Source organism: Microbacterium sp. TPU 3598 (genome assembly GCF_002356155.1).
Taxonomy (GTDB): Bacteria; Actinomycetota; Actinomycetes; order Actinomycetales; family Microbacteriaceae; genus Microbacterium; species Microbacterium maritypicum_A.
Window position 1 is genome coordinate 3,467,970 of record NZ_AP017975.1, and the last position, 21,839, is coordinate 3,489,808.

At 69.4% G+C, this 21,839-nt stretch carries 19 protein-coding genes; 9 read left to right on the top strand and 10 right to left on the bottom strand.

From position 1 onward, the window contains the following. Together dnaK and MST3598_RS16550 are read right to left on the bottom strand one after the other, a co-directional pair. Window positions 1–1,866 (bottom strand): molecular chaperone DnaK, encoded by a 1,866-nt coding sequence (gene dnaK, locus MST3598_RS16545; RefSeq protein ID WP_029259352.1) that lies wholly within the window; start codon window positions 1,864–1,866, stop codon window positions 1–3. 181 nt (window positions 1,867–2,047) lie between these two features. Then, window positions 2,048–3,346 (bottom strand): HNH endonuclease signature motif containing protein, encoded by a 1,299-nt coding sequence (locus MST3598_RS16550; protein ID WP_051671054.1) that lies wholly within the window; start codon window positions 3,344–3,346, stop codon window positions 2,048–2,050. A 171-nt stretch (window positions 3,347–3,517) separates the two neighbouring features. On the opposite strand from MST3598_RS16550, the gene MST3598_RS16555 reads away from it, so the two are divergent. The 3 genes from MST3598_RS16555 (at window position 3,518) to MST3598_RS16565 (ending at window position 6,138) form a co-directional block, all read left to right on the top strand. Then, complete coding sequence (locus tag MST3598_RS16555) at window positions 3,518–4,318, top strand: MerR family transcriptional regulator (protein ID WP_029259354.1); 801 nt, start codon at window positions 3,518–3,520, stop codon at window positions 4,316–4,318. Between the two features lie 138 nt (window positions 4,319–4,456). Beyond that, window positions 4,457–5,407: an NAD(P)/FAD-dependent oxidoreductase gene (locus MST3598_RS16560; RefSeq protein ID WP_029259355.1), complete on the top strand. Its 951-nt coding sequence runs from the start codon at window positions 4,457–4,459 to the stop codon at window positions 5,405–5,407. Between the two features lie 71 nt (window positions 5,408–5,478). Then, a complete protein-coding gene (locus MST3598_RS16565) occupies window positions 5,479–6,138 on the top strand; it encodes a hypothetical protein (protein ID WP_029259356.1) in 660 nt (219 codons plus the stop codon). Between the two features lie 27 nt (window positions 6,139–6,165). Here MST3598_RS16565 and MST3598_RS16570 read toward each other — a convergent pair whose 3' ends face one another. After that, a complete protein-coding gene (locus tag MST3598_RS16570) occupies window positions 6,166–6,627 on the bottom strand; it encodes a DUF3817 domain-containing protein (protein WP_021201682.1) in 462 nt (153 codons plus the stop codon). A gap of 117 nt (window positions 6,628–6,744) precedes the next feature. On the opposite strand from MST3598_RS16570, the gene MST3598_RS16575 reads away from it, so the two are divergent. After that, a complete protein-coding gene (locus MST3598_RS16575) occupies window positions 6,745–7,662 on the top strand; it encodes a helix-turn-helix domain-containing protein (protein WP_029259357.1) in 918 nt (305 codons plus the stop codon). Between the two features lie 16 nt (window positions 7,663–7,678). Here the strand turns inward: MST3598_RS16575 and MST3598_RS16580 are convergent, their stop codons facing one another. Beyond that, entirely contained in the window at window positions 7,679–8,875 is a 1,197-nt protein-coding gene (locus MST3598_RS16580; RefSeq protein ID WP_029259358.1) for an MFS transporter, read from the bottom strand. Between the two features lie 304 nt (window positions 8,876–9,179). Between MST3598_RS16580 and MST3598_RS16585 the strand changes: the two genes are divergently transcribed. Then, window positions 9,180–10,100 carry a serine protein kinase RIO gene (locus MST3598_RS16585; protein ID WP_036271607.1) on the top strand — a complete coding sequence of 307 codons (921 nt, stop codon included), beginning with the start codon at window positions 9,180–9,182 and terminating at the stop codon, window positions 10,098–10,100. A gap of 162 nt (window positions 10,101–10,262) precedes the next feature. Here MST3598_RS16585 and speB read toward each other — a convergent pair whose 3' ends face one another. Genes speB through MST3598_RS16605 form a run of 4 tightly spaced genes read right to left on the bottom strand, consistent with a single transcriptional unit; the run spans window position 10,263 to window position 15,946 of the window. Continuing rightward, window positions 10,263–11,210, bottom strand: coding sequence for an agmatinase (speB, locus tag MST3598_RS16590; protein ID WP_021201678.1), 948 nt, complete (start codon window positions 11,208–11,210; stop codon window positions 10,263–10,265). 44 nt (window positions 11,211–11,254) lie between these two features. Beyond that, window positions 11,255–12,871 carry a thiamine pyrophosphate-binding protein gene (locus MST3598_RS16595; RefSeq protein ID WP_029259360.1) on the bottom strand — a complete coding sequence of 539 codons (1,617 nt, stop codon included), beginning with the start codon at window positions 12,869–12,871 and terminating at the stop codon, window positions 11,255–11,257. A gap of 10 nt (window positions 12,872–12,881) precedes the next feature. Then, on the bottom strand, window positions 12,882–14,549 hold the full coding sequence (locus MST3598_RS16600) for an amidohydrolase (protein WP_029259361.1): 1,668 nt from the start codon (window positions 14,547–14,549) through the stop codon (window positions 12,882–12,884). A gap of 59 nt (window positions 14,550–14,608) precedes the next feature. Continuing rightward, window positions 14,609–15,946, bottom strand: coding sequence for an MFS transporter (locus MST3598_RS16605; RefSeq protein WP_029259362.1), 1,338 nt, complete (start codon window positions 15,944–15,946; stop codon window positions 14,609–14,611). A 211-nt stretch (window positions 15,947–16,157) separates the two neighbouring features. Here MST3598_RS16605 and MST3598_RS16610 point away from each other — a divergent pair, with 211 nt between their 5' ends. The 3 genes from MST3598_RS16610 to MST3598_RS16620 all read left to right on the top strand — a co-directional run bounded on the left by MST3598_RS16610 (window position 16,158) and on the right by MST3598_RS16620 (window position 19,580). Then, the gene (locus MST3598_RS16610; protein WP_231479798.1) at window positions 16,158–17,066 is read left to right on the top strand and encodes an Lrp/AsnC family transcriptional regulator; all 909 of its coding nucleotides are present in this window, start codon (window positions 16,158–16,160) and stop codon (window positions 17,064–17,066) included. A gap of 154 nt (window positions 17,067–17,220) precedes the next feature. Continuing rightward, window positions 17,221–18,627 (top strand): MFS transporter, encoded by a 1,407-nt coding sequence (locus MST3598_RS16615; RefSeq protein WP_029259364.1) that lies wholly within the window; start codon window positions 17,221–17,223, stop codon window positions 18,625–18,627. Window positions 18,628–18,662: 35 nt separating this feature from the next. Continuing rightward, a complete protein-coding gene (locus MST3598_RS16620) occupies window positions 18,663–19,580 on the top strand; it encodes a cation diffusion facilitator family transporter (protein WP_029259365.1) in 918 nt (305 codons plus the stop codon). Window positions 19,581–19,612: 32 nt separating this feature from the next. On the opposite strand, the gene MST3598_RS18720 is transcribed toward MST3598_RS16620, so the two are convergent. Then, a complete protein-coding gene (locus tag MST3598_RS18720) occupies window positions 19,613–20,236 on the bottom strand; it encodes a MarR family winged helix-turn-helix transcriptional regulator (RefSeq protein ID WP_231494448.1) in 624 nt (207 codons plus the stop codon). A gap of 119 nt (window positions 20,237–20,355) precedes the next feature. Here MST3598_RS18720 and MST3598_RS16630 point away from each other — a divergent pair, with 119 nt between their 5' ends. Then, on the top strand, window positions 20,356–21,090 hold the full coding sequence (locus tag MST3598_RS16630) for a MarR family winged helix-turn-helix transcriptional regulator (protein WP_029259367.1): 735 nt from the start codon (window positions 20,356–20,358) through the stop codon (window positions 21,088–21,090). 61 nt (window positions 21,091–21,151) lie between these two features. Here MST3598_RS16630 and MST3598_RS16635 read toward each other — a convergent pair whose 3' ends face one another. Next, on the bottom strand, window positions 21,152–21,796 hold the full coding sequence (locus MST3598_RS16635; protein ID WP_029259368.1) for a TetR/AcrR family transcriptional regulator: 645 nt from the start codon (window positions 21,794–21,796) through the stop codon (window positions 21,152–21,154). Between the last annotated feature and the right edge of the window lie 43 nt (window positions 21,797–21,839).

Here is a 21,839-nt window from a genome sequence, read left to right on the forward strand (position 1 = left end):
TTACTTCTTCTCGTCCTCATCGTCGACGACCTCGGCATCGATGACGTCCTCATCGGAGGAGGGAGCGTCACCGGCCGGGGCCTCGCCGTCAGCCGAAGCGCCGGCAGCGGCATCCGCCTGCGAGGAGGCGTAGATGGCCTCGCCGAGCTTGGACTGCGACTGGTTGAGCTTGTCGAACGCGGTCTTCACAGCCTCGTCGTCTTCGCCGGCCAGCGCCGTCTTGAGCGCGTCGACGTCGGCCTTGACCTCGGTCTTCACGTCTTCGGGCAGCTTGTCGTCGTTCTCGGTGATCAGCTTGTCGATCGAGTACGCGAGGGTCTCGGCCTGGTTGCGGACCTCGGCGGCCTCACGGCGCGCCTTGTCCTCCGCCGCGTGCTCCTCAGCCTCGCGCACCATGCGCTCGATGTCTTCCTTCGACAGCGACGAGCCGCCGGAGATGACGATCGACTTCTCGGTACCCGTGCCCTTGTCCTTAGCGGACACGTGCACGATGCCGTTGGCGTCGATGTCGAAGGTGACCTCGATCTGCGGGATGCCACGGGGCGCCGGTGCGATACCCGTCAGCTCGAACGTCCCGAGCGGCTTGTTGTCGCGCGTGAAGTCACGCTCTCCCTGGAAGACCTGGATCGCGACGGACGGCTGGTTGTCGTCTGCCGTGGTGAAGGTCTCGCTGCGCTTGGTCGGGATGGCCGTGTTGCGCTCGATGAGCTTGGTCATCATGCCGCCCTTGGTCTCGATGCCGAGGCTCAGCGGGGTGACGTCGATGAGGAGAACGTCCTTGCGCTCACCCTTGAGGACACCGGCCTGGAGAGCCGCGCCGACGGCGACGACCTCGTCCGGGTTGACGCCCTTGTTCGCGTCCTTGCCGGTCTCGCGCTTGACGAGCTCGGCGACCGCAGGCATACGCGTCGATCCACCCACGAGCACGATGTGGTCGATCTCGGACACCTTGATGCCGGCTTCGCGGATGACGTCCTCGAACGGCTTCTTGGTGCGGTCGAGCAGGTCCTTCGTGAGGTCCTCGAACTTCGCGCGGGTGATGGTCTCGGACAGCGACACCGGGCCGGAGTCGGTCAGCGACAGGTACGGCAGGTTGATGCTGGTCGACGTGGAGGAGGAGAGTTCCTTCTTCGCCTGCTCCGCGGCCTCCTTGAGGCGCTGCAGGGCGATCTTGTCACCCGAGACGTCGACGCCCGTGGTCTCCTTGAACTGCTTGATCAGGTAGTCGACGAGACGCTGGTCCCAGTCGTCTCCACCGAGGCGGTTGTCGCCGGCGGTGGCGCGCACCTGGATCGTGGAGAAGTCGTCGTCCTTGCCCACCTCGAGCAGCGAGACGTCGAAGGTTCCGCCACCCAGGTCGAAGACCAGGATGAGCTCGTCTTCCTTGCCCTTGTCGAGGCCGTAGGCCAGCGCGGCCGCGGTCGGCTCGTTGATGATGCGCAGGACGTTGAGGCCCGAGATCTCGCCGGCCTCCTTGGTGGCCTGACGCTCGGCGTCGTTGAAGTACGCGGGGACGGTGATGACCGCGTCGGTCACCGTGTCGCCCAGGTACGCCTCGGCGTCGCGCTTGAGCTTCATGAGGATGCGCGCGGAGATCTCCTGCGGCGTCCACTTCTTGCCGTCGACGTCGAAGCTCCAGTCGGTGCCCATGTGGCGCTTGACGGAAGCGATCGTCCGGTCGACGTTGGTGACGGCCTGGCGCTTCGCGGTCTCACCGACGAGCACCTCCCCGTCCTTGGTGAAGGCCACGACCGAGGGGGTCGTGCGGAAGCCCTCGGCGTTGGCGATGACCTTGGGCTCGCCACCCTCGAGGACGCTGACGACGGAGTTGGTGGTTCCGAGGTCGATACCGACAGCACGTGCCATGTGTTCTCTCCTTTGTTGGAAGTTCGTTGTGGTCCGGAAATCTGCGGCGATCAGGAAACCTGAGTCGCGATGACTCAAGTGTAACGAGAGGTCGCTCGAGTGTCAAATGAACTTGATATGAACGGGCTCAAGTTTTAACCGAGACCCTCCCGTGCACGTTCCCGCCGGCGGCACCCCTCGCTCAGAACGGGGGCACGACCGGGTCGTCGACGAAGGTGACCGTGTTCTGCGGCGGTGGCCGGTCTATGTAGACCTTGCCGGTCGGGCTCGTCCAGGCATAGAGCCCCGCCCCCAGAGACTCGACCGCCCACGGCGAGTGATGTTTGAGCACGTGGTGGCGTCGGCACAGGTGGCCGAGGTTCGACTCGTCGGTGGAGCCCCCGAGCGCGGCATCGCGATGGTGGTCGATGTCGCAATCGGCGGATGCGTGCCCGCACGCGGGGAATCGGCATCGCTGGTCCCTGGCGCTCAGATGTCGCCTCAGCTCCGCACCGGGACGATAGCGGTCGACTGCGAGGAGCGCTCCGGAGATCGGGTGCGTGAGGATCCGGTCCCACCCGGATGCCGCACCGGCGAGACGGCGGGCGGTCGCGGGATCGATCGGGGTGCGGCCGTTGAGCTCGGCCGGCGTCGCATCGTCTCCGATCAGCGTCGTGACGGGAACGGTGACCGACACCGTTCCGCGGATCGCCGCGAGAAGCCCCTCGTGCGCGTCGTGGCCGGCCGGAGCGCCCGTGAGGAGCAGGTCGAGGGCGAGATCGGCGCGGCGTTGCGCGATGGAGCGCCGGTCCGGCTCCGGAGACTCGGGCTCCTGAGCGTCGACCTCCGGGGATTCGAGCTCGCGAACGGCTGTGGCCATCTGCGTCAGCCGCTGGAAGACGCCGTGGACGAGCGCCGATGGACCGAGCAGGCCGAGCTGCGTCATCCCATCCCCGACATCTTTCACCCACACGGACCTCTTCTCCCGCGCGTCGAGATGCCGCTCGTCGATCGATCGCGCCTGGAACCGTTCGGCGACCCGTCGCGCCATCCGCGCGACCCTGCCAGGAGACTCGCTCTCCGCGAAGGCGATCATCTGGGTCGCGTACGCGTCGCGGCTCGCCGCCTCGTCGAGGTGCTCGCCCGCCTCGCACACGGCCCGGGCGTGCGCAGCACTGATGCGCCCGGCGCCCTGCGCTTCCCAGACCAGCGGGAAGCGCTCCACGACCCACGCCGCATCCGCCATGCGGCGCTGCACCGTGCGGTCGCTCACGCGCAGGGCAGTGGCGAACTCCGCGGCCACGGTGCGCGCCGTCATCTCCCCATGATCGGGATGCTCCGCCTGCGCGGCGACGTCGAGCGCGAGCCGCGAGCCCACTGCGAGGATGCCGTCGCGCGCGGCCTGCAGACTGCTGATCGTGCGCTCGACCTCGACGAGCATCTCGGTGAGCGCGGCGAGCGCCCCCACCTGCTCGAGAGTCGCATCCGCCAGTGCCGTCATGCCTTCACTGAATCAGGGACCACCGACATTCAAAGGCCCAGATCAGCGGCTGAGAACGATATATCGGAATGCGGTCTGGAGCCAGAAAATGCGGCGTCAGGAGTGACCGCATCCGCCCTCCCCTGAGGCGATACTTGACCCTGACACAGTGGCAGACGGGAGAACTGAGACATGTTGTCCATCGGAGCGTTCGCGCAGGTCGGCCAGGTGACCCATCGGATGCTCCGGCATTGGGACACCGCCGGCCTGCTCGTGCCCGCCCATGTGGACGAGTTCAGCGGCTACCGCTCCTACGATCCCTCGCAGCTGGAACGGCTGCATCGGATCGTCGCCCTGCGCCAGCTGGGTTTCGGGCTCGACGACATCTCGACGATCCTCGAACGGGGTGTCGATGCCGAGCGCATCGCCGCCCTGCTGCGGATCCGTCGCGCAGAGGTCGAGCAGGAGCATCGGATCGCCGCGGAGAGACTCGTCGACGTGGAGAGGCGCCTCCACCTCATCGAAAGAGAGAATCACATGTCTCAGATCGAGATCGTCGACAAGCCCCTCCCCGCCGTCCGCCTCGCGGCCATCCGCACGATCGTCGCCGATCAGCCGGCGGTCGCGAGGGTGGTCGGACCCGCGTTCGACGCGGTGGCGGAGATCATCGGAGACCAGCACTCCCTGTCCACCCCGATCGCCGAGTACGAGACGCTCGACGACGGCCTGCAGGTCATCGCCGGATACGCCTACACCGGCCCCGCACAGGATGGGTTCGAGATCATCGAGCTCCCGGCGGCGGCGGGCGCCGTGTGCGGCATCCACCTCGGCTCGATGGATCGCATCGCCGAGAGCTGGCAGGCGATCCACACCGAGATCTTCGCCCGCGGTCTGGTCCACGACGGCCCCTGCCGCGAGCTGTACGTGCGCGCCGTCTCGGAAGACCAGTCCGACTGGGTCACCGAACTGCAGCAGCCCGTGCGGCGCGGGTAGGTCGGGCCGGAAGGCGCCGACCCGGTCAGCCGAACAGTGGCAGGATGAAAGTAAGGCGCGCCTTACCGGCCGCCCGGCGGCGTCGCCTCGGCAGACGCCGAGCGATGGATCCGCCCCTTTCTCGGAAGGACCACGCGGATGACATCACTCACACCGAGAGCGGACGAGCCCGCCGACTACGACGTGCTCGTCGTGGGTGGCGGACCCGCCGGCCTCTCCGCTGCGCTCAACCTCGGCCGCGCCCTCGCGCGCGTGCTCGTGATCGACGCCGATCGTCCCCGCAACGCGGCCACGCTGCGATCGCACGGATTCCTGACCCGCGACGGCATCCCGCCTCAAGAACTGCGTCGCCTCGCCAGGGCAGAGCTCGCGGCCTACCCGAACGTCGAGGTGAGATCACGGACCCGCGTGGCCGCTCTCCGCCCCGCGGCCGGCGGGTTCGCGGCGGACATCGGACGGCGCGAGACCGAGGCGACCGTGACCGCCCGCACGACGCTGCTGGCCACCGGTCTGCACGAGACGCTCCCGGATGTCCCGAACCTGCGCGGCTACTACGGCATGAGTCTGTTCAGCTGCGCCGCCTGCGATGCGTGGGAGCTGCAGGGACGCCGACTCGCCCTCATCGGCGAGACCGCGGACCTCGCGGATCGCGCGCGACTCATCGGCCGTTGGACCGAGAACCTCGCCGTCTTCACCCACGGCGCAGACTCCGTGACACCGGACGAGGAGGCTGCCCTCGCAGCCGTCGGGATCTCCGTGCATCGGGCTCCCATCGCCGAGCTCGTGGGCGACCGAGGCCAGCTCGAAGCCATCCGCCTCGCCGACGGCACCGCGGTCGGCGTCGACGGCGGTTTCGTGCGCCCCGAGTGGGACACCACGCTGGCTTTCCTCGACGGGATCACCCCGGCGACGGACGATGCCGGGCACCTGCTCACCGACCGCTCCGGTCGCACCGACGTGCCGGGACTCTATGCCGCAGGGGATGCCGCGGCACCGGGTCCGCAGCAGCTCATCGTGGCGGCAGGGGCCGGCGCTCGGGTCGCCGCGGTGATCGTGCACGACTCGATCGGCATCGCCACCGCCCACTGAGCGGGAGTCGAGGACGGCACGGGAGTCGAGGACGGGCGCGGGGCGCGGGGCGCGGGGCTAGGCTGGCCCGCATGACGCGCACCTCCTCCATCCCCCTGCGCCTGGCCGCCACCGCGATCGCTGTCACGGGAGTGCTCTCGCTGAGCGGATGCCTGTACGCGCAGATCCCCGCGACATCGCCGTCCGACGCCACCTCGCCGAGCACGGAGACCGATGCACCCGTCGACGAGGCGCCCGGTTCGACCCTGACCTTCGCCGAAGGCCTCGATCTCGCCGACGACACCTACATCGAATGGGGCGACGGGCTCATGGCCGACGACGGGTGGAAGACGGTCTCACCCGACGACGGCAACGGCGGCTGGACCTACGGCACGGTCGACGGCACCTGCACAGCACGGTTCTGGCAGGGGTACACGACCGACGTGCCCGTGGTCGCCGGGGACGACAGCGCGTCATCCGATGCGATCCTCGGTGTGCTGCTGCAGACTCCGACCAGCGAGGTCACCGCGCTCGCGACCACCGGCGAGTTCAGCTATATGGCCGGCGGGAGCGGGGGCGTCGAGATGCGCCAGGTGGTGGGCGTGGACGGCAGCCGCACCTGGCTCATGGCCGCGCGCGCATTCACTCAGACCGGAGTGGGCTTGTCGGTGATCGTGGACTGCACCGCCGCGGATGCGGAGGCGACGATGGCCGCGATCAACGAGGAGAACGCGGTCGTCGTCACTCCCTGAGCGCAGCGGCGGCGCGACCGCACGGACTCACTTGCCGCCCGGAGGGCCGATCAGCAACAGGATGACGTACAGCGCGACGATGCCGACGACCAGCAACAGCGCGAGCACCCATGGCCGCTGCAGGAACCAGCGCATCAGTCGGTCGTACCAGCGGCGATCCCGCGGGTCGTCCGTCGCATCGAGGCGCCAGTCGCCGGTGAGTCGACCGGTGCGATGCAGCCAGATCTCCATCGGGATCGTCGCGTAGGGGACGATGGCACTGGCCACGGCGAGCACGCCGACGCCGACGTGCCAGCGCTGGTTCAATGCGACCAGGATCGCCGTCGCCGCGTACGACAGGAACACGAACCCGTGGATGCCACCGCCCACGGTCACCACGATCCCCGGAGCGCCGACGGCGCGGGCGATGATCGCGGCGATCAGGATCGTCCAGGTGATCGCCTCCGCGATCGCGAGAACTCGGAACAGACGGTCGGGTGTGCGGAACACGGTACTCCTCGGGTGGGGTCCCTCCACCGTATCCGCCGGACATCTCGTTCGAATCAATCGAACGGTTGACCCCGCCGGCAGTGGAATAGCTCACCGCCTCGCGATGTTGCCGAAGGCATGGTGACAGTGGATGCGGACGCGCTCTCGAACGTGCTCGGCGCCGTCGACCTCCGCGTCGGCATCGGCCGGCGCACCTCTCTCGCTGCGGGAGCGCTGCTGCCGATCCCTACCGGTGCCATCACGCTGGTCTACGTCGTGGAGGGCGGAGTCCTGGGGCACCCTCCGCTCGGCGACGGCTGCCGACTCGACGTCGACCCGGACTCGAAGACGCGCCCCTCCGCCCCGGAGAACCGGCATGACGTGCTGGTCGCGGGCGACGCCTTCCTGACCATCGGCCGCTCAGCGTTCGTCCTCGAGGCCGCGAGCACCACGAGCCTCATGATCGCCGATATCGAACTCGCGGATGCGGCGTCGCCGCTGCCCGCACTGCTGCCGCCCTTCCTCACCGTCACCGGGTTCGACACCGTGGAGCCGGCCGCCGCGGCCCTCGCCCTGAACATGGGCGTGATCGACCACACCCTGAAGCCCGCCCGCCAGGGCGATCCCATCATCTGCCGCATGATGGCGACGACGGTGCTGCTGTCGGTCATCCGCGCCTGGGCTGCGAACGGCTGCGCCCCCTCGGGCTGGCCGTCGCTGTCGAACGACCCCTTCCTCGACCGGGTCGTCGACGCCATCCGCGAGGAGCCCGGCCGCGACTGGACGGTCGAGCGCCTCGCCGGCATCGGAGCCATGTCGCGCTCCACGTTCGCCGAGCGGTTCCGCAGCGCCGTCGGTCGCTCGCCCGCCGACTACGTGACCGAAGTTCGCGTCGACGCGGCCAAGCGGATGCTCGACGCCGGACGGAGCGTCTCGGATGTCTCCCGCGAACTCGGCTACGCCTCGGATGAAGGGTTCAGTCGGGCGTTCCGACGCCGCACCGGGCAGACCCCCTCCGCCTGGCGGCTCGCGAACCGCACTCCTGTCCCCGCCTGAAGGATCCCGAACCCTCTCAGCCCCTGCTGCTGACGCGGTTCGAGGCGCCGAAGAGCACCGCGCCCGCGAGCAGCGAGATGGCGCCGATCACGTAGACCAGTTCGACGTTCAGCGTGTCGACGAGCAGTCCGCCGATGCCGGCCGCGAGCGTGATCGCCCCCTGGAAGCCCACCACGACGAGGCTGCCGCCGGCTTCGAGCCGATCGGGCATGCGGTGCCCGACCCAGGTGTTGGCGACGATCAGCCAGGACGAGAAGAAGAAGCCCCACACCAGCACGACGATGCCGACGCCGATGACCGACCCCGAGAACAGGATCATCGAGATGACGGACACCGCGATCACCAGCGGCGCGAACACCGCGAAGAAGGCGAACGTGCGGTCGATGACGAGGCCGATCGTGATGTTGCCGAGCAGGCCGCCGACGCCGAACAGCGCGAGCAGCACGACGATGGTCGAGGCGTCGACCTCCGGGATGCGCTCCAGCGCGAGACGCACATACGTGTAGGCGAGGAAGTGCCCGAGCACGACGAGCACGTGCCCGACCATGCCGAGACCGATGCCGGGACGGCGCAGGGTGTCGACGAGCAGGCGCAGGCTCGATGCCCGTTCCGCCGGCACCGACGGCAGCGCGAACCGCAGGACGACCGCGAGCACGACCATCAGCACACCCGCGACGGCGAAGACCATCCGCCAGTCGACGAGCTCGCTCAGCATGACGCCCAGCGGTACGCCGGCCACGGTCGCCAGCGAGACGCCGGCCGAGGTGAACATCACACCGCGGCCGAGGTTCGCCGGTCCCGCGAGACGTGCGGCGACCGTGATCGACATCGCCCAGAACGCGCTGATCGCCGCCCCGAGCAGGAAGCGCGCCAGCAGCACGATGATCAGATTCGGCGCGATCGCCACGATGAGGTTCGACACCGCGGCGGCGAGCGCCATCCACACCAGCAGCGACCGGCGGTCGAGGCGCGGGAAGATGAGTCCGACCGTCGGTGCGACCACGAGTCCGACCAGCGCGGTCACGGTCACGGTCTGTCCGGCTTGACCCGGGGTGACCCCGAGCCCGTCGGCCATCTCGGTGAGCACGCCGTTGGGCAGGAACTCGGCCGTGACCAGCAGGAAGCCCATCAGCATCAGCACGATGAGCCCGCCGTAGCGGATACGGGACGCTGCGGAGGACGGCAGGGTGGGAACGGGGGCGGTCGTGGTCATGGTTCCACGTTCGCAGGATCGGGACGGCGTCGCCCGACCGGTCGTCCGCGGCACCCGACCATTCGTCCGGGCGCGTCGGGCCGAACCCTCGACGGAACTGCCGACGGGGCGAACGTCCGCGGGTCTGGACAAGCCCGCCGCGAACGCCCTAGGCTCGACGACGCACCGGGACGAGCCCGGGAAGCCCGAGCGGAAGGAGCCGAGGACATGAACACCGTCTTTGTCGAGCTCTCCGCCGACCATCTTCCCTTCGAGGCCGCCCGCTCCTGATCGTGGTGTGGCCTCCTGTTCCCGGAGCCACATCGTGTCTGATCTCTTCGCTTCCTCGGAAGCCGCGTCCTTCCACGCATCCCCGCTCGATTCCACCGCGTTCGATCCCGCCACGTTCGATCCCGCCGCCTTCGATTCCCTCGAAACCGAACTCTCCTTCGCCGACGTCGACCCCGGCGAAGGCCAGCGCTGGTCCACGTGGCCGGCGATCACCCCCTCCGAACGCGGCCCCGAGCCGTGGCCCGCGTGGGTCGTGACCTCGGCGGGCGCACTCGACACCGAGCGCGGCATCCTCAAGACCGGCAAGGAGGCCGACGTGTTCCTGCTCGAACGTGCGGTGCCGGGCGATCCCACGCGGCACACGCTGCTCGCGGCGAAGCGCTACCGCAGCGCAGAACACCGCAGCTTCCACCGGTCATCCGTCTACACCGAGGGCCGCAGCACACGGAACACCCGTGATGCACGGGCCCTCGCCAAGAAGTCCGACCACGGTCGCGAGGTGGCCGCCGCGCAGTGGTCCTTCGCCGAGTTCGAGGCCCTCTGCCGCATGTGGGAGCTCGGCGCCCCGGTGCCGTATCCCGTGCAGGTGAACGGCACCGAGGTACTGATGGAGTTCCTCGGCGACGCCGACGGCGCGGCCGCGCCCCGCCTGGCCCAGGCCCGCGGAGACCGCGCCGAGCTGCAGGGCTACTACGCGCAGGTCGTCGACCTGATGCGGATCTTCGCCGCAGCCGGCTTCGCCCACGGCGACCTCTCGGCCTACAACCTGCTCGTGCACGACGGGCGGGTGCGCGTGATCGACCTGCCGCAGATCGTCGACATCATCGCGAACCCGCAGGGGCTCGACCTGCTGCACCGCGACTGCGTGAACATCTGCGACTGGTTCACCCGCCGCCGGGTGGCGTGCGACCCCGAGGAGCTGTTCGCCGAGATGCTCGCCGCGTCGTACACGTGAGGTGTCGCCTCCGGGAGGTGTCGCCTCCGGGAGGTTCCGCATCCGGGAGGTTCCGGTCGCAGTTGTTGCCGCCCGGCGGCGTGCGGCGCGGCACGAACTGCGACCGGAACCGGCCCGCGGGTCGGAGGGGCGGGACGGATGCGAGCGGCAGAAGCTGCGACGTCAGGCGGCGAGGCGGGCGGCCAGCAGCGTCACGAGCTCGTATACGACGTGGCTCGCGGCGATGCCGGTCATCTGCGCATGGTCGTAGGCGGGCGAGACCTCGACCACGTCCGCCCCGACGATGTTCTGCGATTTCAGGGCGCGCAGGATCCGCAGCAGCTCGCGACTGGTGAGCCCACCGGCCTCGGGGGTGCCGGTACCGGGTGCGTGAGCGGGATCGAGCACGTCGATGTCGATCGACACGTACAGCGGCTTGTCGCCGATGCGCTGCAGGATGCGGGCGATGCCGGCCTCGACCCCGTGCTCCTCGATGTACTCGCTCGACACGATCGAGAAGCCCAGGCGCTCGTCGTCCTCGAGGTCCTGCTTCGAGTACAGGGGTCCGCGGGTGCCGACGTGGCAGCTGGCGGTGAGGTCGATCAGTCCCTCCTCGCTCGCCCGGCGGAAGGGGGTGCCGTGCGTGATGGGAGCCCCGAAGTAGGTGTCCCACGTGTCGAGGTGGGCGTCGAAATGCAGGACCGCGACCGGACCGTGCTTCGCGGCGACCGCCCTCAACAGTGGCAGCGCCACCGTGTGATCGCCGCCGATCGTGACGATACGCTGCACCTGCTCGCCGAGGGCCAGCGCCGCACGCTCGACCTCGGTCACGGCCTCGGTCAGATCGAACGGGTTGACCGGGATGTCACCGGCATCCACGACCTGCGCGATGGCGAACGGAGACACATCCTGCGCGGGGTTGTACGGCCGCAGCAGGCGCGACGACTCGCGCACGTGAGACGGACCGAACCGCGTGCCCGGCCGGTAGCTGACGCCGGAGTCGAAGGGGATGCCGACGACCGCGATGTCGGCACGGGGCACGTCTTCGATGCGCGGCAGGCGCGCGAAGGTCGCGATGCCGGAGTAGCGGGGGTTCACGGACGCGTCGATGGGGCCCACGTTCTCGGTCATTGCTCGTTCCTGTTCGTCGGGGTGATCTGGAGGGTCAGTGGGGCTCAGAGGGCGTGCTGCGGGATGTGCACCAGCTGCACGCCCCCGGCGGTGATCGCGGCGCGGATGCTCGACGCGATGTCGTCGCGCCGTTCCACGCGGCGGCCGGTCGCCCCGAAGGCCGTCGCGAGCGCCGCCCAGTCGGGCTGCATCAGGTCGACGCCGATCGGGGCCATGCCGCGATCGACCTCGTTCTGCCGGATCTCGGCATACCCGCCGTTGTCGACGCACACGACCGTGACATCGAGGCGCTGCTCGACCGCGGTGACCAGCTCGTTCACGCAGAACATCAGGGCGCCGTCGCCGATCACGGTCACGACCGGGTGCTCGGTCTGCGCGACCCGTGCGCCGATCGCCGCGGGCAGGCCGTAGCCGAGGGTCGCGTAGGTGGGGGTGTAGAGCAGAGAGTGGGGATGGGCCGCCCGCAGCACGCTGCCCAGCGCCATGTAGACGATCTGGGACGAGTCGCCCGCGACGACCGCGTCGTCGGGCAGGGCGTCGGCGATGATCTCGGCGAGGGCGACCGTCTCGGGTGCGGTCTCCCGCATCTCGACGTCGATCGCCGCACGTTCGGCCGTGAGGTCGCGCGGCGGGCGGGTCTCGGCGGGGAGGGACGTCAGCAGCGCCTCCAGAACGGCGGCCGCATCGCCCGTGATCCCGACGGTCGCGGCGAGGTTCTTGTCGCGCTGCGCCGGTGAGATGTCGATGCGGATCACGGTTCCACGGGCTTCGAGTCGCGGTGCCCACAGCTCGGCCTCACCGAGCTTCGAGCCGACCACGAGCAGCACGTCGGCGTCTTCCGCGACCGCACGGGCCGCGGCGAGACGCAGGTTCGAACCGAGCGAGAGCGCGTGCCGTTCATCGACGACGCCCTTGCCGTTCAGCGTGGTCAGCACCGGGGCGCCGAGTCGCTCGGCGAGGGTCGTGACCTCGTGCGCGGCATCCACCGCTCCCCCACCGGCGACGATCACCGGGGTCTTCGCGTCGGCGAGCAGACGGGCCGCCTCGGCGAGCGCGGTCGGCTCCCCGGAGACCCGGGTCGGCACCGGGCGCGGTCGCCGCGCCTCGGCGGAGACATCGGCCGGAGCCTCCAGCACGTCGAGCGGGATCTCGATGTGCACGGGACGAGGACGGCCGGTGCGGAACAGCGTGAAGGCGTCGTGCACGGCCTCGACGGCCTCGGCCGCGCTCGTCACGCGACGAGACCACTCGGCGATCGCGCCGACCATGGCCGTGGCGTCCTTCGTCTCGTGCAGGGTGCCCACGTCGGCGAACTCCGCACCGAGGGGCACCCCCGGTGAGAGGACGATGAGCGGCCGTGATTCGCAGAACGCCGTGCCGATCGCACTCATGGCGTTCTGCAGTCCGGGGCCCGAGGTCGTGATGACGACGCCGGGGAGGCCGGTCTGCTGCGCCCAACCGTCGGCCCCGTAGCCGGAGCCCTGCTCGTGGCGGTTCGTGACCGCGCGGATGCCGAGGTCGGCGAGCGGCCGGTAGAGCTCGAGGTTGTGGGTGCCGGGGATACCGAAGATCGCGGTCACGCCGTAGGCGCGGATCGTCTCCAGCACGGCTCGCCCTGCGGTGTCGGCGTACTGCTCCGCCGTCGTGGTGTCGGTGCTCATCGTGTCATCCTCACACTCGGTGACGACGCGTGCCGTCGACCCAGGTCTCGCGCACCGTGATCGCCGAGATCTCCTCGGCCGGCACGACCAGCGGGTCGCCGGAGAGCACCACGAAATCGGCGTACTTGCCGACCTCGAGCGAACCCAGGTCGTCTTCGCGCCCGATCGATACGGCACCCTCGATCGTGTGTGCGCGCAGGGCCGCGAGCGCGGAGACCCGCAGGTCGTCCGGCCCGAGCTTGTGTCCGCGGCGGGTGACGCGGGTGACGGCGGTCTGGATGGCTTCGAGCGGGATCGGCTCGGCGACCGGAGCATCCGACGAGATGGTGAACGGCACACCCGCCCGCTCGAACTCTCCGAGCGGGTTGAAGCGCTCGCCCGGGGTGCCGATGGCCTCTTCCACGCCCTCACCCCAGTTGAAGTAGTGCTGGGTCTGGTTGACCGGACGGATTCCGGAGACGGCCATCCGTTCGATCTGCTCGGGCGTGGGCAGGCCGCAGTGCTCGATGCGGTGGCGGGCGTCGGCATCCGGATGCTCGGCGAGCGCGGCCTCGATCGCCGACACGACCATCTCGATCGCGGTAGGCGACTGGGCGTGCGTGGCGGTCTGCAGCCCCGCGGCGTGCGCTTTGCTGATGAGCCCCGCGTACTCGGCGGGCTCGTGGTAGAGCTGCCCGGTACGGCACGGGTCGCCGACGTAGCCATCGGGGAAGTACGCGGTCCACCCACCGAGCGTGCCGTCGGCGTAGAACTTGATGCCGGCGAAGCTCAGATGTGCGTTGCCGAACTGCCCGACGAGCCCCATCTCGAGCGCCTCGTCGAGCAGGTGCGAGAGCAGGTACATCGACACCCGCAGCTCCAGGCGCCCGGCCTCGGCGAGGCGCAGGTACATGTCGAACTCGCGGCGCGTGACCTGCGCGTCGCCGATCGAGGTGACCCCGCCGGCGAGGAACCGCTGGGTCGCGGCGTCCAGCTGGCGCAGGTGCTCCTCGGGCTCGTCGGCGAGGTGGAAGTTCGGACCGTGGTGGCCGATCTTCACGCCATGCACTCCGGTGAGGATGTTGCACGCGGCATCCGACAGCTCGCCGGTCAGCTCACCCTCGGCATCGCGGAAGAACTCACCGCCGTCGGGGTTCGGGGTGTCGCGGTCGACGCCGTTGATCGTGAGGGTGTGCGAGTTCACGACCCCACCGTGGCCGGAGGCGTTCATGAGGTACACCTCGCGGTCGGCGGCGACCTCGTCGAGCTCGAAGCGGGTGGGATGCCGCTTCTCGGCGAGGTTGCGCTGCTCGTAGCCGTAGCCGCGCACCGGGCGCCCCGCGGGCAGGTCGGCAGCCGCGGCCTTCAGCAGGGCCACGATCTCGGGGATGCTGCCGGCCTTCTCGGGCCCGCAGTCGACCCAGCTCATCATCTGCCCGAACATGAGCGGATGCGCGTGGGCGTCGACGAAGCCGGGGACCACGACCCCGTCACCGAGGTCGATGCGCTCCGGAGAGAGCCCACCCCGCTCGGCCGCGGCCTCGCAGTCGGCGAGGGTGCCGATCGCGAGGATCCGCCCGCGATCGGTCAGCATCGCCGTGGCGGTGGTGGCCGCGGCATCCGCCGTGTGGATCGCGTGCGCGGTCAGCAGGACGGGTGCCGTCTGGGCCGAGCGGTCGAAGGGGGTGAGCTTTCTCATGGGGAACCTGTTCGCGGTCGTGGCGTGCGGGAGGGGACGTCGTCGGGGTCGGTACGCCGTCAGGGCAGGCGGTTCGCCGTCGTGTCCGTGCGTGCGGTGAAGGACGCCGTCACGGGTGCCTCGTCGGAGTGCTGCGGCGCGAGCCGCGTGCAGATCCCGGCGATGAGCGCCATGCCGATGAACATCGCGATCACCGACCAGATGCTGCCGGTCCAGGCGATGAGCTGCGTCGCGAACCAGGGCGAGAAGCCAGCCCAGACAGCCGCGCCCACGCCGTACGACAGCGCGATCGAGGTGTAGCGGGCCTGCGGACGGAACATCTGCGAGAGCAGTGCGGCGATCGGCGCATAGGTCGCGCTCATCGCGATGCGCACCAACGAGGCGAACATGAAGATGAGCGGCTCGATGCGTCCGGGCAGGATCAGCAGGAACGGCACGAACGTGAGCACCGAGGTGATCAGGCCGATGTACATGACGTTCTTGCGGCCCCACTTGTCGCCCAGCCAGGCGACGGGGAGGGTAACGACGAACTCCACGAAGGACGCGATCGTCATGGCGTCGAGGATGACCTGCTCACTGATCGCGACCGTGTCGCCGGTGGCGTAGGCCGTGGCGAAGGTGGTGGCCAGGTAGTAGCCGCCGGTCGAGATCGGCAGGATGCCGATGCCGAGCAGGATCGGACGCCAGTTGGTGCGCAGGGCGAAGGCCAGCGGCATCGACTGCTTGCGTCCCTCGACCTTCGCCTCGAAGACCGGCGTCTCCTCGACGCGGTAGCGCACCCAGAAGCCGACGCCGACCAGCACGATCGACAGCAGGAACGGGATGCGCCAGCCTCCGTTGATGATGAAGTCGTCGCCCATGCGGGTCATGATCGCGAAGATGCCCGAGGCGAGAAGGGCACCGGCCGGGTTGCCGAGCTGCGTGAAGCCGCCGTAGAAGGTCTTGGACTTCTCGGGGGCGTGCTCGACGCTCATGAGCACCGCGCCGCCCCACTCGCCGCCGACGGCGAGGCCCTGCACCGCACGGAGCAGGATGAGGAGGATCGGGGCGAGGATGCCGATGTTCTCGTACGTGGGCAGGCAGCCCACGAGCACCGTGGCCGCGCCCATCATCAGCAGCGTGATCACGAGCGACGTGCGCCGGCCGAGCTTGTCGCCGATGTGCCCGAAGATGATGCCACCGAGCGGGCGGACGAGGAAGGCGACAGCGAAGGTCGCGAAGGCTGCTGCGGTCTCGGCCAGTCGGTCGCCGCTCGGGAAGAACAGCGGACCGAAGACGAGCGCCGCGGCGGTCGCGTAGACGTAGAAGTCGTACCACTCGATGGTGGTACCGACGAAGGCGGCGATGCCGGCGCGGCGCGCCCGGCTGTGGGTGCCGCTGGTGGGGGTAGTGGTCATGGGGGGTGCCCGCTCCTTTGCGGAAGATGTCGGATAGCGAAGGATGCTACGGACGTGCAGCGCTGCCAGCAAGGGCAGAACTCCAGCGATAACGGGGATTCACTGGATATATGATCGCGCATCCGCACAATGCACGCCTTCCCGATGGCAAGCCTGCCTCCTACACTGAACTTGCGCACGACGAAGCGTGCGATCGCGGGAAACTGACGAAATGAGCGGAACCATGGATTTCGACGCCGAACTCATCCGCGCACTGCAGGAAGACGGCCGCGCCAGCATCCTCTCGCTCGCGCAACGGCTCGGGCAGTCCCGGGCCGCGGTCGCCGCCCGGCTGCGCACGATGCTCGCCGACCGCACCGTGCGGGTCGTGGCCGCCGTCGACCCGGTCTTCCTCGGCCAGCACGTGCTCGCCCACGTGTCGATCCGCACCGACGGGTCGGTCGAGCTCGTGGCCGAGCACCTGCGCGACATGAGCGAGACCGTGCTGGTGTCGGCGGTGGGCGGGGCGCACGACGTGGTCACCGAGGTTCGCGTCGGCTCGATGTCGGAGCTGCACGACCTGTTGGCCCTGATCCGCGCGATCGACGGCGTCCTCGATATCAGCACGATCATCTACTCGACCGTGATCAAGGGCTTCTTCGTCTCGGAGTACCACGGCGGGGTCACGCTCGACACGATCGACGAGGCGCTGATCGAGCAGCTGCAGGCCGATGGGCGCAAGAGCTTCCGCGCGCTGGGTGAGGAGGTGCGCCTCTCCCCCTCGGCCGTCGCGACGAGGGTGCAGCGGATGATCGACGCCGGGGTGATCAAGATCAGCGCGGTGGAGGCTCGCGGGCTCGCGCACCGGCAGCTGTCGATGGGCGTCGGCATGACGCTCGGCGACGACGACGAAGCCGTGATCGACGAGCTGCGACGCGGGCGCGGTGTGGATTTCGCCGCGCGCACCCTCGGCCGATTCGACGCCGTGGCCACGCTGGTCGAGCCCTCGGCCGGAGCCCTGTACGCCAGTCTGGAGCGTCTGCGCGCGCTGCCGGGAGTCACGCGCATCGAGGCCTGGCTGCACCTCGCCGTGCTCAAGGAGGACTACGCCCGCACGTTGCGCCCACTCCGCACGGACTGAGTCGCATCCCCCACCGTCCCTCCGTTCCGGTCGCCGTTGCTGCCGCCTCCGGCGCGTTCGCGCGGCGGGAGCTGCGACCGGAACGAGCGTGACCCCGAATATCAGTGCGGCGCGCCGTCACCGGGCGTTCACCGGGGGCCGCCAGACTTCGAGAATGAGCGAAACCGAGGGGCACGGCGCCGTGCCCGAACCCGTGGCGACCGCGAACAGCGGCGCCGTGGCCGTCGTCGGCCTCGACCTGCGCGGCGAGACGCCGGCACCGAAGAAGCAGGTCTACTCCTGGGCGCTGTGGGATTGGGCGACGCAGCCCTTCAACACCGTCATCCTGACGTTCATCTTCACAGCGCTGTACCTGACGACCGAGGCATTCCTCCCCGCCGACGTCGCCGCCCTCGACCCGAACAGTCGGGCGCACGAGGCGGCCATCGCCGATCTCACCTCAGGCCTGGGACTCGGCTCCACCATCGCGGCCTTCGCGATCCTGCTCCTCGCACCGGTGCTCGGTCAGCGCGCCGACGCGGCGGGACGGCAGAAGCTCTGGCTCGGCATCGGCACGGGCGCGCTCATCCTCTGCATGTTCGGGCTCTGGTTCGTCGAGCCCACCCCCACGCTCTTCTGGCTCGGCGTGGCACTGATCTCGGCCGGCTCGGTGTTCGGCGAGATCGCGGCGGTCAACTCGAATGCCATGCTGATCGGCATCGCGAACCCCAAGACCGTGGGGCGCATCTCGGGACTCGGGTGGGGGTTCGGCTACCTCGGCGGCATCATCGCCCTGGTCATCGTGATCGTCTTCTACATGATGGACTGGTTCGGCCTCCCCTCGGACGGCGGACTGCCGTTCCGCATCATCGCGGTCGGCTGCGCGGTCTGGGCGATCGTGTTCAGCATCCCGATCTTCTTGAACGTGCCGGAGCCCTCGCTCGGCCGCCCCGAGCGCAAGGTCGGCTTCTTCGCCTCTTACGGCCTGCTGGTCAAGGACGTCATCGGCCTCTACCGCTCCCCCGAGACGCGGCCGACGTTCTGGTTCCTGCTCGCGAGCGCCGTGTTCCGCGATGGGTTGGGCGGCGTCTTCGCGTTCGGCGCCGTGATCGGGTCGACGGTCTTCCACTTCGCCTTCCTCGACATCGTGATCTTCGGCATCGCCGCCAACCTCATCGCGGGCATCTCCACGATCATCGCCGGACGCTTCGACGACCGGTTCGGCCCCAAGCGGATCATCCTGCTGTCGCTCGGCTCGATGGTGGTCGCCGGTCTCGGCGTGTTCTTCCTGCGCGACGGCGGGACCATCGTCTTCTGGATCGGCGGACTCATCCTCTGCGCCTTCGTCGGTCCCGCACAGGCCTCCGCCCGCTCCTTCCTCGCGAGGGTCACCCCGGCCGGACGCGAGGGTGAGATCTTCGGGCTGTACGCCACGACCGGTCGGGCCGCGAGCTGGATGGCCTCCGGCGCCTGGACGCTCCTGATCGTGCTCACCGCCCAGACGGCGTTCGGCATCCTCGGCATCGTGATCGTCCTGATCGCGGGCTTCCTGCTCCTGCTGCCGGTAAAGGCGCCGCGCTGACGACCCGTGTCGCGCGGCGGGAGTAGCCTGACCGCGTGACCGTGTTCCTCGCCTTCCTCGCCAACATCCTCGTGGCGGTGGCGAAGACCGTCGCCGCGATCATCACCTCGTCGGCGTCGATGGTCGCCGAGGCGGCGCACTCGTGGGCGGACGCGGGGAACGAGGTGTTCCTCCTCATCGCCGACCGCCGTGGGGCGAAGGCGAAGGATGCGCGGCATCCGCTCGGCTACGGGCGCAACGCGTTCGTATGGTCGTTGATCGCCGCGTTCGGGATCTTCACGGCCGGGTCGATCGTGTCGATCATGCACGGCATCCAGGAGCTCTCCGACACCGGTCCGGTGGAGAGCCCGATGGTGGCCTACATCGTGCTGGGGATCTCCTTCGTGCTCGAGGGCGCGTCGTTCACCCAGGCGATGGTGAAGTCCCGCCGACTCGCGAAGGAGCGCGGTTCGTCGACCTGGGACTTCGTGTTGGAGACGAGCGACACCACGCTGCGAGCCGTGTTCTTCGAGGATTCGGCGGCGCTCATCGGCCTGGTCCTGGCAGGAGGCGCCATCCTCCTGCACCAGATCACCGGCGTCGCCGCCTGGGATGCCATCGGCTCGATCCTGGTCGGTGTGCTCCTCGGCGTGGTGGCGATCATCCTCATCCGCCGGAACATCGCCTTCCTCGTGGGCGCGACGGCCGCACCCGGGCTGAGGGCGCGCGTCGGGAGGGCCCTGCTCGGCCTGCCCCAGATCGAGCGGGTGACCTACCTGCACATCGAATACGTGGGGCCGAACCGACTCTTCATCGTCGCCGAGGTCGACCTGGCCGGCGATGCGCGTGAGCACGATGTGGCGCGGCGACTGCGTGATCTGGAACAGCGGATCGAGGAGCACGAAGCCGTCGAGACCGCTGTGCTGTCGCTGTCGGTCGACGACGAGCCGTCGGCGGAGTTCGCTTCGGCTTAGGCAGACCCCGCAGCGCAGGCCGAGCCCTGTGCTCAGCGCTGCCAGTTGTCGGCGAGCTTGTTCAGCAGTCGGGCGAGCTCGATGCGCTCGTCGTCGGTGAACGAGGTGAGCGCGGTCGTCAGCATCTCGCGACGCTCCCCCCGCATGCCGCGAGCGAGGCGTCGGCCCTCGTCGGTCAGTGCGATGCGCGTGCGACGTGCGTCGTCGGGGTCGGCCTCGCGGCGCACGAACCCTCGCTCCACGCCCTGTTGCACCAGCCGTGAGGCTCGCGGCTGGTCAACCCCGATCGCGGCGCCGAGGTCGCTCACGCTCAGCGGGGCGGATGCCGCGGCCAGCGCCTCCAGCATGCGCATGCGGGCCGGGCCGCCGAGCCGGCCGGAGGGGTCGGCCATCCACGGAGGCATCCCCGGGTGGCCGCGGTGATGCGCGAAGTGGTCGTGGGGATCGTCGCCGTCGTGCCCACCGTCACGGTCACCGTGCAGGCCGCCGTGCCAGCCGTGGGGGCCGCCGTGACCGCGACCGCGGTCCGCTCCTCTTGCCCCCGGGCCCCGCTCGCCGGGTCGCCGACCACGCAGGCGGGACAACGCCTGCGCGATGGCTTCGGCGGGATCCGGTGCGGCGTCGTTCGATTCGGCGTCGTTCGATTCGGTGGTCACCGTTCGATTTTACATGCGACTTGACATGCATTGAGAGTTCATGTCACACTACATGTACATGCACTGTGACATACACATGCACACTGACATCAAATCGACACCGACAAAAGGGACTTCCCATGAACACCTCTGAATCACAGAACGGGCCCGCACAGGGCCCCGAGAACACCGACCGCCCCTTCGGCTACTGGCTGAAGGCCGCCGACCGCCTCATGGCGGCCGAGTTCGCCACCGCCTTCGACAGCGAGCATGCGAGTCGTCGCGACTGGCGCCTCCTCAACATCGTCGACGGCACCGTCGCATCCGACCGTCCGCTGAGCGGCCACAAGCTGCACCGACTCGTCGAGCGCGGCTGGGTCTCCCCCGAGGGAGACGGCTGGACGCTCACCGACGACGGCCGCGCAGCGAAGGAACGCCTCGGCGCCATCGTCGACGAGATCCGCGCGAAGGTCAGCGATGCCGTCTCCCCCGAGGAGATGGCCACTACGCTGGCGTCGCTCGAGAAGATCGCCCGCGCATTCGGATGGGACGAGGAGACCCCTCTCCCCCGCGGACGCCGACACGGCTTCGGCGGCCCGCGCCACGGACGCGGTTTCCCGCGCGGATTCGGACGCCCGTTCGGGCGCGGATTCGGCCCCGGACACGGCTTCGGCGCGGATGCGGATGCCGAGCACGGATGCCGCCACGGCGAGCCCGGCGCCGGTCACCGCGGTCGCGGACACGGACACCCGGGTCACGGCGACCACGGCGACCACGGACACCGCGGACACGGTCCGCACCGTGCGGAGCGCATCGCTCAGCACGCGTTCGAGCGCGGATTCGACGCGGGCTTCACCCGCGGTCGCGACGCCTGACCGCGAGAAGAACGTCCGCGAAGCGCCTCACCCGACCCATCGGGTGGGGCGTTTCGCGTCCTCAGAGCTCGAGCAGAGCGATGGCCGACTCGTCGGCACCCGCCGCGCGCAGCCGGGCACGCATCGCCGCGGCGGCGAGCGCATACGGTCGCGCGTCGTCCAACAGCAGTGAGCGCGAGTTGGCCTCTTCATTCAGGGCGACCAGCTCGAACGCGAGCACCTCGGGGTCGGAGTCGACCTCGCCCGCGTCCGCCGCGTGACGCAGCTGCGCCTCGACATAGCCGTACCAGTCGACCAGCGCCGCGCGTACGGCATCGCTCACCGGTCCGGATTTCGAGTCGACGTCGGCGGCGGTCGCGGCGAAGAAGCACCCGCCGGTGAAGACACGGTCCTTCGAGTACGTCAGCGAGTTGCGCAGCAGCGCGGCGAGACGGTGCACCCCGCGGGGGTATGCGCGCGCCGGCTCGACGATCCGGGCCGTGAAGATCTCGCGGGCAGCGGCGACCGTCGCCAGCTGCAGTCCCTCTTTGCTCTGGAAGAGCGTGGCGATACTGCTCTTGCTCGACCCCGAGGCCTCGGCGAGACGACCGATCGTCAGCCCGTCGAGGCCCTCGACCGACGCGAGGTCGGTCGCGCTCTGCAACACGATGCGTCGCGACGCATCGCCGCGGGCTCTCCGCCCGTCCAGAACCGCGCTTTCGCTCATCTCCCTAGTATACGAACGATCGTTCGCCTAATATACGTATGAT

Excerpts from the sequence above, each read along its gene's own strand:
- MST3598_RS16565 (WP_029259356.1), top strand. The coding sequence starts at position 5,479 with ATGACGCGCACCTCCTCCATCCCCCTGCGCCTGGCCGCCACCGCGATC.
- MST3598_RS16555 (WP_029259354.1), top strand. The coding sequence starts at position 3,518 with ATGTTGTCCATCGGAGCGTTCGCGCAGGTCGGCCAGGTGACCCATCGG.
- MST3598_RS16575 (WP_029259357.1), top strand. The coding sequence starts at position 6,745 with ATGGTGACAGTGGATGCGGACGCGCTCTCGAACGTGCTCGGCGCCGTC.
- MST3598_RS16595 (WP_029259360.1), bottom strand. The coding sequence starts at position 12,871 with ATGAGCACCGACACCACGACGGCGGAGCAGTACGCCGACACCGCAGGG.
- dnaK (WP_029259352.1), bottom strand. The coding sequence starts at position 1,866 with ATGGCACGTGCTGTCGGTATCGACCTCGGAACCACCAACTCCGTCGTC.
- speB (WP_021201678.1), bottom strand. The coding sequence starts at position 11,210 with ATGACCGAGAACGTGGGCCCCATCGACGCGTCCGTGAACCCCCGCTAC.
- MST3598_RS16610 (WP_231479798.1), top strand. The coding sequence starts at position 16,158 with ATGAGCGGAACCATGGATTTCGACGCCGAACTCATCCGCGCACTGCAG.
- MST3598_RS16605 (WP_029259362.1), bottom strand. The coding sequence starts at position 15,946 with ATGACCACTACCCCCACCAGCGGCACCCACAGCCGGGCGCGCCGCGCC.
- MST3598_RS16550 (WP_051671054.1), bottom strand. The coding sequence starts at position 3,346 with ATGACGGCACTGGCGGATGCGACTCTCGAGCAGGTGGGGGCGCTCGCC.
- MST3598_RS16600 (WP_029259361.1), bottom strand. The coding sequence starts at position 14,549 with ATGAGAAAGCTCACCCCCTTCGACCGCTCGGCCCAGACGGCACCCGTC.
- MST3598_RS16615 (WP_029259364.1), top strand. The coding sequence starts at position 17,221 with ATGAGCGAAACCGAGGGGCACGGCGCCGTGCCCGAACCCGTGGCGACC.
- MST3598_RS16635 (WP_029259368.1), bottom strand. The coding sequence starts at position 21,796 with ATGAGCGAAAGCGCGGTTCTGGACGGGCGGAGAGCCCGCGGCGATGCG.
- MST3598_RS16560 (WP_029259355.1), top strand. The coding sequence starts at position 4,457 with ATGACATCACTCACACCGAGAGCGGACGAGCCCGCCGACTACGACGTG.
- MST3598_RS16630 (WP_029259367.1), top strand. The coding sequence starts at position 20,356 with ATGAACACCTCTGAATCACAGAACGGGCCCGCACAGGGCCCCGAGAAC.
- MST3598_RS16580 (WP_029259358.1), bottom strand. The coding sequence starts at position 8,875 with ATGACCACGACCGCCCCCGTTCCCACCCTGCCGTCCTCCGCAGCGTCC.